Source organism: Ideonella sp. BN130291 (assembly GCF_036231905.1).
Taxonomy (GTDB): Bacteria; Pseudomonadota; Gammaproteobacteria; order Burkholderiales; family Burkholderiaceae_C; genus CAMLIZ01.
The window spans coordinates 1-14,276 of record NZ_JAZARE010000008.1 but is presented as its reverse complement, the minus strand read 5'-3'; the positions used below and the strand labels follow the sequence as shown (position 1 = coordinate 14,276).

The following is a 14,276-nucleotide window of genomic DNA, read 5'->3' as shown; positions in this document are numbered from 1 at the left end:
TCCCTGCCCTATGCACCGTCGGAACTGGATTTCCGGCTGGCCCCGCGGGAGGCCTGATGGACTACCTGATAGGAGACCTGCAGGGCTGCTGCGATGCGTTCGAGCGCCTGCTCGCCGAGTTGCAGTTTTCGCCTTCGCGCGACAAGGTGTGGGTGCTGGGCGACCTGGTGAACCGGGGGCCGCAGTCGCTGCAGACCTTGAGGCGCCTGCATGCGTTGGGCGACGCTGCCACCTGCCTGCTGGGCAACCATGACCTGCACCTGCTGGCCGTGGCCGAGGGCGTGCGGCCGGAGCACCGCAGCGACACCCTGCGCGACATCCTGGCCGCACCCGAGCGCGAGGCCTGGATCGACTGGCTGCGCCAGCGCCCGCTGGCGGCCGAGGCGCACGGCTGGCTGCTGGTGCATGCCGGCGTGGTGCCGCAATGGGACCGTGCGCAGACGCTGGCGCTGGCCGGCGAGGTGCAGGCCCTGCTGCGCAGCCCCGACCTGGCCGGCTTCCTGCGGGTGATGTACGGCAACGAACCCAGCCGCTGGGACGAGGCGCTGCAGGGCCCCGACCGCTGGCGCTTCGTGATCAACGTGCTCACCCGCATCCGCTTCTGTGCCGACGACGGCACGCTGGAGTTCAAGGCCAAGGAAGGTGCGGACGCTGCGCCCCCGGGCTTCCGGCCGTGGTTCGAGGTGCCCGGCCGGCGCACCGAGAGCACGCCCATCGCCTTCGGCCACTGGTCCACGCTCGGTTTGATCGAGCGGCCGGACCTGCTGGCGCTGGACACCGGCTGCGTCTGGGGCGGCCGGCTCACTGCGGTGCGGGTGGACGGCGGGCGGCGCGAGGTGGTGCAGGTGGCCTGCGAGCAGGCGCAGGCGCCGGGTTAGCGCATACAACCGCGCACACCACCCGCACCGCTAGAAGCGCAGCTCGGCCCACCCGGCGTCACCCACGGCCAGGCTGCCCGCGCTGCGGCTGCGTGCGTACACGCCAAAGCGCACCGGCTGGCCGGGATGGCGGGTGGCGCTCAGGGCGGCCATGCCGCGCAGCGGCTCATCGCCCACGCTGGCGGTGCGCGGGTCCACGTTGGGCACCACGCAGCGCACGCACGGGCCGGTGGCCTCCAGCGTCACGCCGGCCTGGGGCCAGGCGATGCGGGCCAGGTGGTCCTCGTCGAAGGGCTGCAGCGCCTCGTCCTCCAGCGCATCGACAACGATGTTGGGGCGCAGGCGCTCCATCAGGTCGCCGACCGCCGCCCCGGCGTGCAGATGCGCGTCGAGTGCACGCAGCGACGGCCAGGACACCAGGTGCACCGGGTTGATGGAGGGGCGCTGCAACGCCGCCGCACCCAGCCGCACCAGCCGCAGCGGCGCACCCACCACCCCGGCCAGCCAGGCTTGCACGTCGGCGCCAGCCTCTTCCGCCGCAAACGATTCGTGAAGGCCCCGCGTGTCGTTCCACAGGCGCACTTCGCAGTCCCAGCGGCTCTGCCGGCGCGGCACGATGAGGCTGGGCATGCCGGGCGCCTGCAGGCGCAGGCCGCCATCCACCAGCATCGGCCGCACCAGCGCCAGGCGCGGATAAGCGCCCTGCCAGGTCACCGCACCCTCGGCATCGGTGACCGCCCATTCGCGGTCGCCCACCACCCCGCCGCCATCGGAGAACGACAAGGCGTGCACCGGCACACCGGCACAGGCCTTGATCGGATGGACAAACAGCCCCGTGACACGCAGGCCGATGCCGCCCGTCGCGCTTGGGAAACCGGCCTCTGCCACCTCAACGCCCCAGGTTCGCGCCCTGCGCATCGAACACCAGCAGGTGCTCGGTCTGCGGACGCAGGCCCACCGCCTCATGACGCGACAACTGCGCCGCGCGCTCGGGTGGGCTCTTCACCGTGACCGGGTCCTCCACGCCGGGCAGCCGGCAGTGCACCAGCACCACGTCGCCCAGGTGCTCCACCAATTCCACCTGGGCCTGCAGCGCCTGCGGGTCATCGACGGCCATCACTTGCAAGTGTTCCGGCCGCACGCCCACCGCCGCGCCGCTGAGCGGGTCACGCACGCCATGGGCGCGCCAGGCCAGCCGGCCGGCCAGCCCGGCATCGAGCTGCCAGCCGCCCTCACCGTCGGGCAACACCCGCACAGGCAGGAAATTCATGCGCGGCGACCCGAGGAAACCGGCCACGAAGCGGTTCGCCGGCTGGGCATACAGATCCATGGGCGTGCCCACCTGCTCGATGCGCCCCTGGTTGAACACCGCGATGCGCTGGCCCAGGGTCATGGCTTCCACCTGGTCGTGGGTGACATACACGATGGTGGCGCGCAGGCGCTCATGCAGGCGCGACAGCTCCACCCGCATCTGCGTGCGCAAGGCGGCATCCAGGTTGGACAGCGGCTCGTCGAAGAGGAACACCTGCGGCTGGCGCACGATGGCGCGGCCGATGGCCACCCGCTGCCGCTGCCCGCCGGAGAGTTCACGCGGCTTGCGCTGCAACAGCGCTTCCAGCTGCAGCGTCTGTGCCGCATGGCGCACCGCCTGTTCCACCTGCTCGCGTGACTGCCCGGCCATCTTCAGCCCGAAGCCCATGTTCTGCGCCACCGTCATGTGCGGGTACAGCGCATAGCTCTGGAACACCATGGCCACGCCACGCTGGGCCGGCGCCCGGTCCGTCACATCCTGGCCACCGATGAAGATCCGGCCCTCGGTGGGATCCTCCAGCCCCGCCACCATGCGCAAGGTGGTGCTCTTGCCGCAGCCCGAGGGGCCGACCAGCACCATGAATTCACCGTCCTCGACGTCGAGGTTCACCTCGTGCACGGCATGGGCACCGTTGTCGTAGCGTTTGGCGAGGCCAGCGAGGCGTAGTTGCGCCATGCTCAGTGCCCCGAGCGCGCGGCGAGGGCGGCGGGCGGCCACCTCCGCTCATGTCCTCCGGCTCGGGCTGCGCCCGAACCTCCCCCTTTACTTCGCTGCGTTGGCCACCTACCGCCCTCGCATCGGACCACCGGGGTGTTCGGTCCGTCGAACAGCCACAGCGTTGCCTGATCGGGACGATGGGGCGTTCTGCGTAGCGAAGTAAAGGAGGAGGTGTCGGCCGAAGGCCGGCGCCGGGGGACATGAGCGCAGTAGAGCGCCCCAGCGGCCCGATCTCGCGCACACCAGTAGAGAGGCCCCATGCTCAGCTTCCCGAAGCAACGGCAGCATGCTGCCGAATGAACTCACGATACCAATGCGCGCTGTCCTTCGCCGTGCGGACTTGCGTCGCGTAGTCCACATGGAACAGGCCAAAGCGCTTGGTGTACCCCGAATTCCACTCGAAATTGTCGAGCAGGCTCCAGTAGAAATAGCCCCGCACGTCCACGCCCAGTTCGATCGCGCGGCTGACCGCCAGCAGGTGCTCGCGCAGGTAGTTGATGCGCGCCTCGTCATGCACCCGGCCGCCGGTCACCGTGTCGGGGTTCGCCATGCCGTTTTCGGTAATGAAGATCGGCGGCGGCGAATACTCGCGCGTGATGCGCACCAGGTGCTGGGTGAGCGCCTTGGGGTACACCTCCCAGCCCATGTCGGTGAAGCCCATCGCGCCCGGTGCGGGCACGGCAGGCTGCTGGGTGCTGATGAAGCTGCGGGTGTAGAAGTTCACGCCCAGGAAGTCCAGCGGCTGGGCAATGCGCTCCAGGTCGCCGGGCTCGGTCTTCGGTGCGTCGGCGCCCAGGTGCTCGATCACGTCGGCCGGGTAGCTGCCGCGGAAGATCGGGTCCATGTACCAGCGCACGTTCAGCCCGTCATCCAGGCGCGCGGCGCGGCGGTCGGCTTCGGTGGGCTCGGCGGGAAACGCCGGTGTGTGGTTGAGCACGATGCCCAGCGGCGTCCGGGTCACCTGGCGCATCGCCTCGATGGCCGCGCCATGGGCCAGCAGCAGGTGGTGCGACACCTGCGCGGCCGCAGCACGGCTGGTGAGCCCGGGCGCGAACTGCGCGGTTTCATAACCCAGCGTGGCCACGCACCAGGGCTCGTTCAAGGTGGCAATGCTCTTGACCCGGCTGCCGAAGCGGCGCGCCACTTCGGCAGCATAGGCAGCAAACAGCGGCACCACCTCGCGCGACTGCCAGCCGCCGAAGTCGTCATGCAGGGCCGCGGGCAGATCCCAGTGGTAGAGCGTGACATGGGGTTGGATGCCGGCTGCCACCAGCTCGTCGATCAGCCGGTCGTAGAAGGCAAAGCCGGCTTCGTTCCAGGCGCCGCGGCCGTCGGGCTGCACGCGCGGCCAAGCGATCGAGAAACGATAGGCCTTGGTGCCCAGCCAGCGCATCAGCTGCACGTCCTCGTGGAAGCGGTGCACGTGGTCGCAGGCGACGTCGATGTTGGAGCCGTCCATGATGCGGCCGGGCTCGGCGCAGAAGCGGTCCCAGATGGACGGGCCGCGCGTGTCCGCAGCGCCTTCGATCTGCGCAGCGCTGGTGGCAGCGCCCCAGAGGAAGCCGGGGCGGAACAGCGCGGCATCAAGCACGGGCATGGACACGGGTGTGGCAAGCAAGGTCATGTTCTTGGAGGTCGGGAGAAATGCCGGTCAGCCGCGCACGGCACCGGCGGTCAAGCCCGCCACCAGGCGGCGGGCGCAGAAGAAGAAGGCCACCAGCAGCGGCAGCATCGCGATGGCGCTCCCGGCCATCAGTGCGCCCCATTCGGTGTTGTTGGGGCTTTGCATGCTGCGCAGCGCCAGCGGCAGGGTGTAGTTATCCACCGTGCGCATGACCACCAGCGGGCCGACGAAGTTGTTCCAGGAGGTGATGAAGGTGATCAGCCCCAGCGTTCCCAGGGCCGGCCCCAGCAGCGGCATCACCACGCTCCAGAAGATGCGCGGCTCGCTGCAGCCATCCATGCGCGCTGCATCCAGCAGGTCGCGCGGAATGGCGCTGCCGATGTACTGCCGCATCATGAAGATGCCCAGCGCGCCCGCCGCGCCCGGGATGTACAGCGCGCGCGGCTCGTCGATCCAGCCCAGCACGTTCATCACCATGAAGCTGGGGATCATGTTGAGGAAGCTGGGCAGCATCATCGAGCCCAGCACCATGGCGAACAGCGCGCGCTTGAAGCGGAATTCGTACACCGCAAACGCAAAACCCGCGAGCGAACACAGCAGCAGGTTGAGCGCAGTGGTCATGCCCGCCACATACAGGCTCATGCCGAGGTTGCGCCAGTACGGCAGGCGCTCCAGCAGGAGCTGCAGGTTGGACAGCAGCGCGTGGCCGAACCACAGCGGCGGCGGCGAGTTGAAGATCTCGCTGCGCGCGTGGGTGGCGAACACGAAGGTGAAGTACAGCGGCGCCACCAGCAGCAGCGCGCCAGCGCCGATGAACGCGATGCTCACCGGATGCAAGGCGGCCGCGTCGGCCCGCCGCTCAGCGCGCGCCATGCTCGCCCCCCTGCCGGCCGAAGAGCCGGCTGTTCAGCCAGGCCAGCGCCGCGATGATGATGAACAGCAGCCACGAGATGGCCGAGGCGGTGCCGAAGTCACCATCGGAAAACGCGGTGCGGTACATGAAGATCGCGGTGGTCATCACCGAGCGCGCCACGCCGCTTTCGCCGTCGATCAGGATGAACGGCTCCTCGAACAGCTGCAGGTTGCCGATGAGCGTGAGCGTGACCGCGAAGTACATCATCGGCTTGAGCAGCGGCAGCGCTATGTGGCGGAACTGCGCCCAGGGGCCCGCGCCATCCAGGGTGGCGGCTTCGTACAGGTCCTTGTCGATCGTCTGCAATGCCGACAGGTAGAGCACCACGTTCCAGCCGAGGTAACGCCAGAACACGACAAACGCCACCGCCGGCTTGGTGGTGCGCGCATTGCCCAGCCAGTCCACCGCCCCCGCGGGCAGCAGCGCCTGCAAGCCGGGCACGCGCGCCAGCTGCTCGATCACCGCATTGATCAGGCCGTAGTCGCGCGAGAACAAGGTGGCGAAGATCAGCGCCACCGCCACGCTGGAGGTGATGTAGGGCACGAAGTAGGCGCCGATCACCAGGTTGCGGCTACGCTTGAGGCGCCGGTGGATGAAGTACGCCAGCGGCACCGCCACCAGGTGCTGCGGCACGCCGGAGGCCACCGCGAACCACAGCGTGTTCAGCAGCGATTGGTGGAACCAGGGGTCGCCCAGGGTGAAGCTGTAGTTCTCCAGGCCCACCCAGCGCATCGCCTCCAGCCCGGCCGCCGGGTTCCACTGGTGCAGCGACAGCCAGACGGAAAAGCCCAGCGGGAACAGGCCGAACACGAAGAACAGGATGAAGAACGGCGAGATGAAGACATAGGGCATCACCTGGCGCGCGGTCCAGCGGCGTTGGCGCCTCGGGCTGGCGGCAACGGCGGGGGTGCTGCTCATGGCGGCAACGGGTTGGAAGCTCATGGTGGCCTTCAGCGGCGGGTGCGTCGCTCGAGCAGGCGGCGCGCATCGGCCAGCGCCTGGCGGATGTCCTTGCCCTCGCTCACCACCTGCTCGAACTCCGAGCGGATGACGTCGGTGGCCATCGAGTCGTTGCGGTTCACGGGAATCGGCGGCACCTGGCGCGCGATGTCGCGCCACAGCAGCCGGGCGCGCTGGCCGCCGAGGAAGGGCAGCGGCTCGTCCATCATCGGGTCGTCCTGCGCGGCCAGCAGCGCCGGGAAGGCGTCCATCACCTTCAGCGAATTCAGCTGCACGTCCTTGCGCGTGGTGAGGAAGCGGATGAAGTCCCAGGCCGCCTGCTTGTGCGACGCCAGGCGCGGGATGGCATAGAAGGAGCCGCCATACGAGGCCACCTGCCCGCCCGGCAGCAGCGCCGAGCGCCACTGGCCGGCGCTGTGCGGTGCCAGCCAGTTCTTCAGGTGGCCGGCCAGCCAGGCGCCCATCATCTGGGTGGCGATGCGGTCGTGCTTGAAGCCGGCGGTCCACTCGTTGGACCAGGCCACCGCCTTGGCATCCAGGCGACCCAAGCGCACCGCTCGGCCGATCTCGAAGGCGCGCACGAAACGCGGGCTGTCCACCAGCACCTTGCCCGCGTCGTCGAAGTACAGGCCTTCGCCCGGCTGCACGCCGCTGCGGATGAGGATGTCGCGCACGTCGGCCGCATCGGCCAGCAGGTAGGCGCCGGTGGCCGCCTTGATGCGGCGGCCGGCTGCGATGTAGCTCTCCCAGCTCGCCGTGAGCTCGGCCTCGCTGACGCCCGCACGGTCCAGCAGGTCCTTGCGGTACAGCAGCGTGCCGGGGCCGATGTCAGTGGGAATAGCGGCGAGCGCGCCGTGGCTGTTGATGCCCTGCGCGAAGGCAAAGGGCACGAACAAGGATTTCAGCTGCAGGCCGTTGAAGGGCGGCTGCGACAGGTCGGTGAGGCCACCGGATTCGGTGAACTTGGCGATGAAGCGGAAATCCAGCGCCATCACGTCGGGCACGCCGGAGCCGGTGGCCAGCACCGTGGTCATCGCGGTGTGGTGGTCGGCGTACTGCAGCGACGCGATCTTCACCTGCACGTCGGGCCGCTCCTTCGCCCACTGGGCCAGCGCTGCCTTGGCAGAGCGGTCCAGGTCGGGGAAGGTGGCCACCGTGAGGGTGATGGGCGCTGGCTGGGCCAGCGCCTGGGGCATGGCCAGCGCCACGCCCCAGGCAGCCAGCAGCGCCGCCGCCCAGCGCCGGATCGTCATCGTGCGCACGAAGGTCCAGGGTCAGAACGAGACGCCGGCGTTCAGCCCATAGGTGCGCGGCGGCAGGTATTGCGCCTGCCACGGCCCGAAGGCGTTCTGCGCACTGGTCTTGACCTTGCCGTTTTCCGCATTGCGCACGAACAGGTCCACCCACCAGTCCTTGGACGAGGCATAACGCAAGCCCAGGTCGGTGCGTGAGTAGGCCTTCTGCCGGTCCGGGTCTCCCATGTTGAACACGCTCAGCCAGCTGGCGGTTTCGTAGTGCACGCTGATGCGCGGCGCCAGGGTGTCGCCATTGCCGAGCTGGAAGGTGTGTTCGTACATCACCTGCGCCGCGAACTTCGGCGCGTGCGGCAGCTGGTTGCCGGTGACGTCCAGGCAGGTGCTGATGCCGGGCACCGTGCAGGTGGGCAGCCGGTAGTCGTTGCTGCCGCCGATGAGGTGACCGAGCTCGGTGTGGGTGTAGGCAAAGGAGGCCTGCACCCGGTCGTTGTCGGTCAGCTTGGCGGCCAGCTCGCTCTCGAAGCCATAGACCTTGGCGCCTTCGGCATTGGAGGTGGCCAGCGAGTGGGTGCCGTCGGGGTTGGTCACCGGCGCGCTGAACTGGAAGCCCTTGAACTTCTCGTAGTACAGCGCGTTGTTGAAGCGCACCCGCCCGCCCAGGAAGGTGTTCTTGGTCCCCACCTCGTAGTTGGTGAGCGTCTCCGAGCCGTAGGGCACGCCACCGTCCTGCAGGCCGCCGGACTTGTAGCCGCTTGACACGCTGGCGTAGACCATGAAGTCCTTGGTCACGTCGTAGTTGGCGCGTGCCAGGTAGGTGGTCTTGCTGCCTTCGTAGCGGCCGTCGTTGTGTTGCGGGTTGGCGCCAAAGCCGCTGTGCGGCGACGACGGATCCAGGCCCGGGTCCACCGGCACGTGCGGCGCCAGCGGGTCGCTGCCGTCCCAGCCCCAGTTGCGGCCGCCGATGTTCTTGCGCACATCCTTCGTGTAGCGCAGCCCGCCGGTGAGGTGCAGCGCGTCGGTCACGTTCCAGGTGGCCTGGCCGAACACCGCCTTGGAATCCACCGTTTCCTTGGGCTGGATGAACGAGCCCTGCCAGCCCACGGTGCCCTGCTGGGTGCCGTTCATGATGGGGATGTCGAAGCGGATCCCGTTGTCCTCCGCGGCGTAGTACAGGCCCAGGATCCAGTCCACCGTGTGGGTGCCGGTGGACTGCAACTCCAGCTCATGGCTGTGGTTGGTGTACTTGGACCAGTTGGTGCGGTCCTGCTGGTAGGTGGCGCCGGTGGTGAAGCTGGTGGGCACGGTGGCGCCGCCGGCCTGGTCGAAATCGGACGAGCCGGTGTAGCGCGAGTAGCCGGCGATGTACGACAGGCTCATCTCGTTGCCCAGGTCGTAGTCGATGCGGCTGCGCACGGTGTTGACGTCGCGCTTGAGGTACGGCGCCACCTGGATCAGCGCGGACCAGAACTTCTCGCCCGGGCGCTGCTCCTGCAGCAGGTTCATGCTGGGCGTGCCGCGGTCCAGGAACTGCTCATACGACAGGTTCCAGCTGAACGCGGGCGTGGGCTTCCACAGCAGGCTGATGCGAGCGGCGGTCTGGTCCTGCGCGTTGTACTTGGGGCCGCCCTGCACGAAGAGATTCGGGTTCAGCGGCTGGAAGGCCAGCCCGGCGGGCGGGTTGGACGCCAGGAAGGCGGCTTGCTGCTCGGCCAGCGACGGATGGGGCGCACGCTGGTAGTCCACGTAGCCGTCGTGCTGCTCGTGCGCGAAGGCAAACCGCAGGGCCACCGTGTCGCCCACCGGCACGTTGAAAGCACCGCGCAGGCCCTGGCGGTTGTAGTTGCCCAGCCCACCCTCGATCGAGCCGAACTTGTCCTTCAGCACCGGCTTGGCGGTTTTCATGTTCACCGCGCCCACGGTGGAGTTGCGGCCCCACAGCGTGCCCTGCGGGCCGCGCAGCACCTCGATGCCCTCCATGTCGAACAGCAGCGCGGCGGCGCCTTCAGCGCGCGGCGAGTAGATGCCGTCCACGAACAGCGCCACTTCGGGGTCGGCGTATTCGGTCTTGGCGCTGTCATTGCCGATGCCGCGCAAGGTCATCGTGATGACACCGTGGTCGCCTTGCGTGGTGGCCTGGAAGCTGGGCACCAGGTGCACGATGTCCTGCACCGTCTGCACATGGGCGTTCTCCAGGTCGGTGGCGCTCAGCGCCGTGACCGCCAGCGGCGTGCGCTGCAGCGAGGTGGCCCGCTTGGTGGCGGTGATGGTGACCTGCTGCACGTCCTCGGACGCGGCGGCGCTGGCGGCGGCCGCGGGGGGCGCGGCGGTGCTCTGGCCATGCGCCGCATGGGTGGCCAGCAGCATCAGCACCGCCACCTGGGTGGGCGACACCAATGCCTTTCGGTACTTCCGAATACGGGAATTCATCTTGTCTCCTCGCGTAGTGGATGCTGCTTGGGCATGGACCGCCTTGGCGTCCGAGCTCGCCAAACGCTGAGCATCATGCGAACCGATGACAACGTTGTCAACTACGGGTCAACACCAAGATGACAACGCTGTCTTTCATGCATCATCGAGCGCGCGGCGCACTGTCTGCGCAGTGCAAACACTTGGATGAAACGGCAGCGCTGACATGCAAGCGATCCGGGACGTGCTCATCGTCGGCGGCGGCACCGCCGGCTGGCTCACCGCAGCCTACCTCGCGCGCACCCTCGGCGCGGCGGCACCCCACGCGCCGGTGCGCATCACGCTGGTGGAGTCCAGCGACATCGGCATCATCGGTGTCGGCGAGGGCACCTTCCCCTCGATCAAGGGCACGCTGGCCGCCATCGGCATCGACGAAGCCCGCTTCCTGCGTGACAGCCACGCCACCTTCAAGCTGGGCGTGAAGTTCGCTCACTGGGTGCGGCCGCCCGGCAGCGCGGGTGCCGACCATTACTTCCACCCCTTCAGCCTGCCCAGCCAGCGCAGCGGCGGCCCGGAGCTGCTGCCCTACTGGCTGCTGGGCGCCGCCGGCAAGGACGTGCCGTTTGCGCAGGCCGCCACGCTGCAAAAGCGCGTGGCCGACGCCAGCCGCGCACCCAAGCGGCCATCGGATGGTGACTATGTCGGGCCGCTGAACTACGCCTACCACTTCGATGCCGGCCGTTTTGCCGGCCTGCTGGCCGAACACGCGCAGTCGCTCGGCGTGCAGCGGGTGCTGGCCACCGTGGAGCGGGTGGCGCTGGACGACAGCGGCGCCATCGCCTGCCTTCACACCCACGAGCATGGCCCGTTGCGCGCCGACCTGTACATCGACTGCACCGGCTTCCGCGCCGAGCTGATCGGCAAGGCGCTCGGCTCCCCCTGGCGCAGCATGAACCACGTGCTGTTCGTGGACCGCGCGATGGCGCTGCAGGTGCCCTACGAGCGTGCGGACACACCCATCCCCTCGTACACCATCTCCACCGCCCACGAAGCAGGCTGGACCTGGGACATCGGCCTGCAGCAGCGCCGCGGCATCGGCTATGTGTACTCGAGCCGCCATACCGACGAAGCGCGGGCCGAACAAGTGCTCAAGTCCTACATCGGCCCGCAGGCGCGGGGGCTGACGCCTCGCTTGCTCAAGCTGGACGTGGGCTACCGCGAGACCCACTGGGTGAAGAACTGCGTTGCGGTCGGGCTGTCGGGCGGCTTCCTGGAGCCGCTGGAATCCTCCGGCATCGGGCTGATCGAGTCGGCCGCCTACCTGGTGAGCCACCTGTTCCCGCACGACGGCCGGACCGAGCCGGTGGCCAAGCTGTTCAACGAGTTCATGCGGGGCCGCTACGAACGCATCATCGACTTCATCAAGCTGCACTACGGCCTGAGCCAGCGCACCGACCACCGCTTCTGGACCGACAACGCCGACCCCGCCACCATGCCGCCATCCCTGCGCGACAAGCTCTCGATGTGGCGCTGCCGCCCGCCACACCGGCTGGACTTCATCGCCGACCTGGAGATGTACCAGGCCGCCAGCTGGCAGTTCGTGCTCTACGGCATGGAGTTCCAGACCGACATGCGTGCCCATGCCGCCAGCCACCCACGCATGGACGAGGCGCGGCGTGAGTTCGCAACGATCGCCCAGGTGGCCCAGCATGCGCTGGCGGACCTGCCGGACCACCGCGCGCTGGTGGAACAGCTGTGCGCGCGCGCGGGCACCTCACGCCAACCGGTCAGCGTGTGAGCCGGGTGCCCGCCGGCCGCGCTTGGCAGGCGCAGCGGTCGAGGCGCGCACCACCAGCTCATGCGCCAGCACGCGCGGTGCGCTGGGCTGCTGGACGCCGTCCGCCGTGGGGCGGCCACCGCGCTCCAGCAACATGTCCACGGCCGCAGTGGCCATCTCCATCAACGGCTGGCGCACCGTGGTGAGCGCCGGCCACACCAGGCTGGCTGCCGGCGAATCGTCGAAGCCCACCACCGACAGGTCCTGCGGCACCTGCACACCGAGGCGATGGGCCGCGGCGAGCACACCCAGTGCCATGTCGTCGTTGCTGGCGAACACCGCCGTGGGCGGGGAGCGCCGGCTCAGCAGCTGATGCGCCGCCGCCTCGCCAGAGGCGAACTGGAAATCGCCCTGGCACAGCAGCGACTCGTCCACTTCGAGCTCATGGGCGCGCATGGCCTGGCGGAAGCCGCGCAGCCGCCAGGCGGAAGCGGCCTGGTCGCTGGCACCCTTGATGAACGCGATCTGCCGATGGCCCAGGCTGATGAGCAGGTTGGTCACCTCCTCCGCGGCATGCACGTCGTCCATGCGCACATGGGGCAGGCGCCTGCCCTGGTGCCCGGGCGAGATCAGCACGCAGGGCGTGCGCGTGGCTTCCATCGCAGCCAGCACCTCGGGGTTGTCGCAGATCGGCGGGGTGAGGATCACCCCATCGGGGCGCAGTGCGGCCAGCATGTGGTCCAGCTGCGGCCCGACGTCGCGCGCCGCACTGCCCAGCGCCTCCACCACCAGGTGATAACCCGCCTCGCGGCAGCGCAGCGTGGCGCCGCGCTGCACCCGCGCCACGAACTCGGCGCTGGGGTCGTAGTACAGCAGCCCGATCAGGAAGGAGCGTGCGCCCGCCAGGCTGCGAGCCGACAGCTTGGGCCGGTAGTTCAGCTCACCGGCCACACGCAGCACCAGCTCGCGTGTCTCGGGCCGCACGTTGGGCTCGTTGTTCAACACGCGCGACACCGTCTTGATCGACACCCCGGCCTGCTCGGCCACTTCGACGATGGTGGGCACTGCGCCGGTCCTGTGATTCACTCGTTCCTCAAGCTCGGGCGAATGAGGCTCGCCGCGAGCGGCACTGTGCCACAACGCCGCGCTGGCGCGCGCCCCGAGTAAACTCGCGGCTCCTGCGCACAGCAAGGAAGCGTGGCCGAGCGGTTTAAGGCACCGGTCTTGAAAACCGGCGATGGGGGAACCCATCCGTGAGTTCGAATCTCACCGCTTCCGCCAGAGCAAGCCGCCTGCTCACCAGGGCGCAACGTGGGAGGGAGCCATCAACGTCCGGACAACGCGGCCATCGGCCGCGTCACAACAGGGCGACCATCACTCCACACACATGCCGAACATTGCAGCCGTACTGAAAGACGAGATCGCACGAGTTGCCCGCAAGACGGTGCGGAACGACATCGACGCATTGAAGAAGGCCCTGAGCGGCCAGCGTGCGCAGATCACCCAGTTGAAGCGGCTCGTTCAAGCGCAGCAGCGGTCGTTGGCCGCCAGTGCCAAGGCCTCGGCCAGGTCGCGCCCGGAAGCTGCGGCAGCCGAAGAGGCTGGCACGGGCGCCGAGGGGCTGCGCTTCAGCGCCACCCGGCTGGCAGCGCAACGCAAGCGGCTGGGGTTGTCGGCGCAGGACTTCGGGCGCCTCGTCGGGGCCACCGGACAGTCGATCTACGCCTGGGAAGCGGGCAAGACGCGGCCCAGCGCGGCCAAGCTCAAAGCGATTGCGTCGCTGCGCCAGATCGGCAAGCGGGAACTCACCGCCCGCCTGGCGGCGCTGGGCTGATCGCTCAGCCTTTGCGCATCCGCCGCCGCCCGGCCATGCAGAGCGCAGCCGCGCCGGCCAGGAAGGCGGCGGCCGTGGACGGCTCGGGCACCGCTGGGATAGGGTCGAGCCGCAGTGCCACACACCATCCGCTGATGTCGGTGCAGGCCATCGCCGCCAACTGCCCAGCCTCGTTGGCAGCGTAAAGCCCGACCAGACGGTGTTCCGCGTAGAGCCCTGTCAGCGGCTCCACAAAAGGGAACACCTCGCTCGGGTCCGGCGTGGCGTAGCTCGGCCGCGGAGGCGGCAGGCTGAGGCCGCCATACGACAGCATGCCCGCCGACCAAAGCGCCAGTTCACCTTCGTGGCCTGCTTCGTTCGACACCCCGAGCACCTTGCCCTGCTCGTCGATGGCAATGGCGCCGCTCAAGCCATCGAGCACCCTGGTTTCGCCATTTGCATGAAGCCAGGCCACCTGCGGGTCGGCAAATTCGCCGAGGGAAGGTCTGAACAACTCGTTTTCGCGCGCCCGCGATGGGCGCTTCGAACAAGGTAGTCGGACAAACTCATGATGCGGTCGCCCTCCGAAGTGGGTTTGAAGCGCCCTTTGTGGTCCTCAC

12 protein-coding genes and 1 tRNA gene are annotated in these 14,276 nt (G+C 68.8%); 4 read left to right on the top strand and 9 right to left on the bottom strand.

What is annotated here, in order from left to right:
- Positions 1 to 56: 56 nt before the first annotated feature.
- Positions 57 to 878 carry a symmetrical bis(5'-nucleosyl)-tetraphosphatase gene (locus tag VPH43_RS17485; RefSeq protein ID WP_328579019.1) on the top strand — a complete coding sequence of 274 codons (822 nt, stop codon included), beginning with the start codon at positions 57 to 59 and terminating at the stop codon, positions 876 to 878.
- A 30-nt stretch (positions 879 to 908) separates the two neighbouring features.
- Here VPH43_RS17485 and VPH43_RS17480 read toward each other — a convergent pair whose 3' ends face one another.
- From VPH43_RS17480 to VPH43_RS17450, 7 genes are all read right to left on the bottom strand, one after another.
- A complete protein-coding gene (locus tag VPH43_RS17480; RefSeq protein ID WP_328579018.1) occupies positions 909 to 1,766 on the bottom strand; it encodes an MOSC domain-containing protein in 858 nt (285 codons plus the stop codon).
- Position 1,767: 1 nt separating this feature from the next.
- On the bottom strand, positions 1,768 to 2,865 hold the full coding sequence (locus tag VPH43_RS17475; protein ID WP_328579017.1) for an ABC transporter ATP-binding protein: 1,098 nt from the start codon (positions 2,863 to 2,865) through the stop codon (positions 1,768 to 1,770).
- 304 nt (positions 2,866 to 3,169) lie between these two features.
- Positions 3,170 to 4,504 carry a GH1 family beta-glucosidase gene (locus VPH43_RS17470; RefSeq protein ID WP_328579016.1) on the bottom strand — a complete coding sequence of 445 codons (1,335 nt, stop codon included), beginning with the start codon at positions 4,502 to 4,504 and terminating at the stop codon, positions 3,170 to 3,172.
- 54 nt (positions 4,505 to 4,558) lie between these two features.
- A complete protein-coding gene (locus VPH43_RS17465) occupies positions 4,559 to 5,404 on the bottom strand; it encodes a carbohydrate ABC transporter permease (RefSeq protein WP_328579015.1) in 846 nt (281 codons plus the stop codon).
- On the bottom strand, positions 5,391 to 6,386 hold the full coding sequence (locus tag VPH43_RS17460) for a carbohydrate ABC transporter permease (protein WP_328579014.1): 996 nt from the start codon (positions 6,384 to 6,386) through the stop codon (positions 5,391 to 5,393). The genes VPH43_RS17465 and VPH43_RS17460 overlap by 14 nt, the downstream gene beginning before the upstream one ends.
- 8 nt (positions 6,387 to 6,394) lie before the next feature.
- Positions 6,395 to 7,657: an ABC transporter substrate-binding protein gene (locus VPH43_RS17455; RefSeq protein ID WP_328579310.1), complete on the bottom strand. Its 1,263-nt coding sequence runs from the start codon at positions 7,655 to 7,657 to the stop codon at positions 6,395 to 6,397.
- Between the two features lie 21 nt (positions 7,658 to 7,678).
- Positions 7,679 to 10,087 carry a TonB-dependent receptor gene (locus VPH43_RS17450; protein WP_328579013.1) on the bottom strand — a complete coding sequence of 803 codons (2,409 nt, stop codon included), beginning with the start codon at positions 10,085 to 10,087 and terminating at the stop codon, positions 7,679 to 7,681.
- Positions 10,088 to 10,292: 205 nt separating this feature from the next.
- Here VPH43_RS17450 and VPH43_RS17445 point away from each other — a divergent pair, with 205 nt between their 5' ends.
- Positions 10,293 to 11,864: a tryptophan halogenase family protein gene (locus VPH43_RS17445; RefSeq protein ID WP_328579012.1), complete on the top strand. Its 1,572-nt coding sequence runs from the start codon at positions 10,293 to 10,295 to the stop codon at positions 11,862 to 11,864.
- Here VPH43_RS17445 and VPH43_RS17440 read toward each other — a convergent pair.
- Positions 11,841 to 12,908: a LacI family DNA-binding transcriptional regulator gene (locus tag VPH43_RS17440; protein WP_328579011.1), complete on the bottom strand. Its 1,068-nt coding sequence runs from the start codon at positions 12,906 to 12,908 to the stop codon at positions 11,841 to 11,843. The genes VPH43_RS17445 and VPH43_RS17440 overlap by 24 nt on opposite strands.
- 126 nt (positions 12,909 to 13,034) lie before the next feature.
- Between VPH43_RS17440 and VPH43_RS17435 the strand changes: the two genes are divergently transcribed.
- Positions 13,035 to 13,124: transfer RNA gene (locus VPH43_RS17435), tRNA-Ser, on the top strand.
- Positions 13,081 to 13,677, top strand: a complete 597-nt coding sequence (locus VPH43_RS17430) for a helix-turn-helix domain-containing protein (RefSeq protein WP_328579010.1) — start codon at positions 13,081 to 13,083, stop codon at positions 13,675 to 13,677. The genes VPH43_RS17435 and VPH43_RS17430 overlap by 44 nt, the downstream gene beginning before the upstream one ends.
- Before the next feature lie 4 nt (positions 13,678 to 13,681).
- Here the strand turns inward: VPH43_RS17430 and VPH43_RS17425 are convergent, their stop codons facing one another.
- Positions 13,682 to 14,170 carry a PEP-CTERM sorting domain-containing protein gene (locus VPH43_RS17425; RefSeq protein ID WP_328579009.1) on the bottom strand — a complete coding sequence of 163 codons (489 nt, stop codon included), beginning with the start codon at positions 14,168 to 14,170 and terminating at the stop codon, positions 13,682 to 13,684.
- Positions 14,171 to 14,276 lie beyond the last annotated feature (106 nt).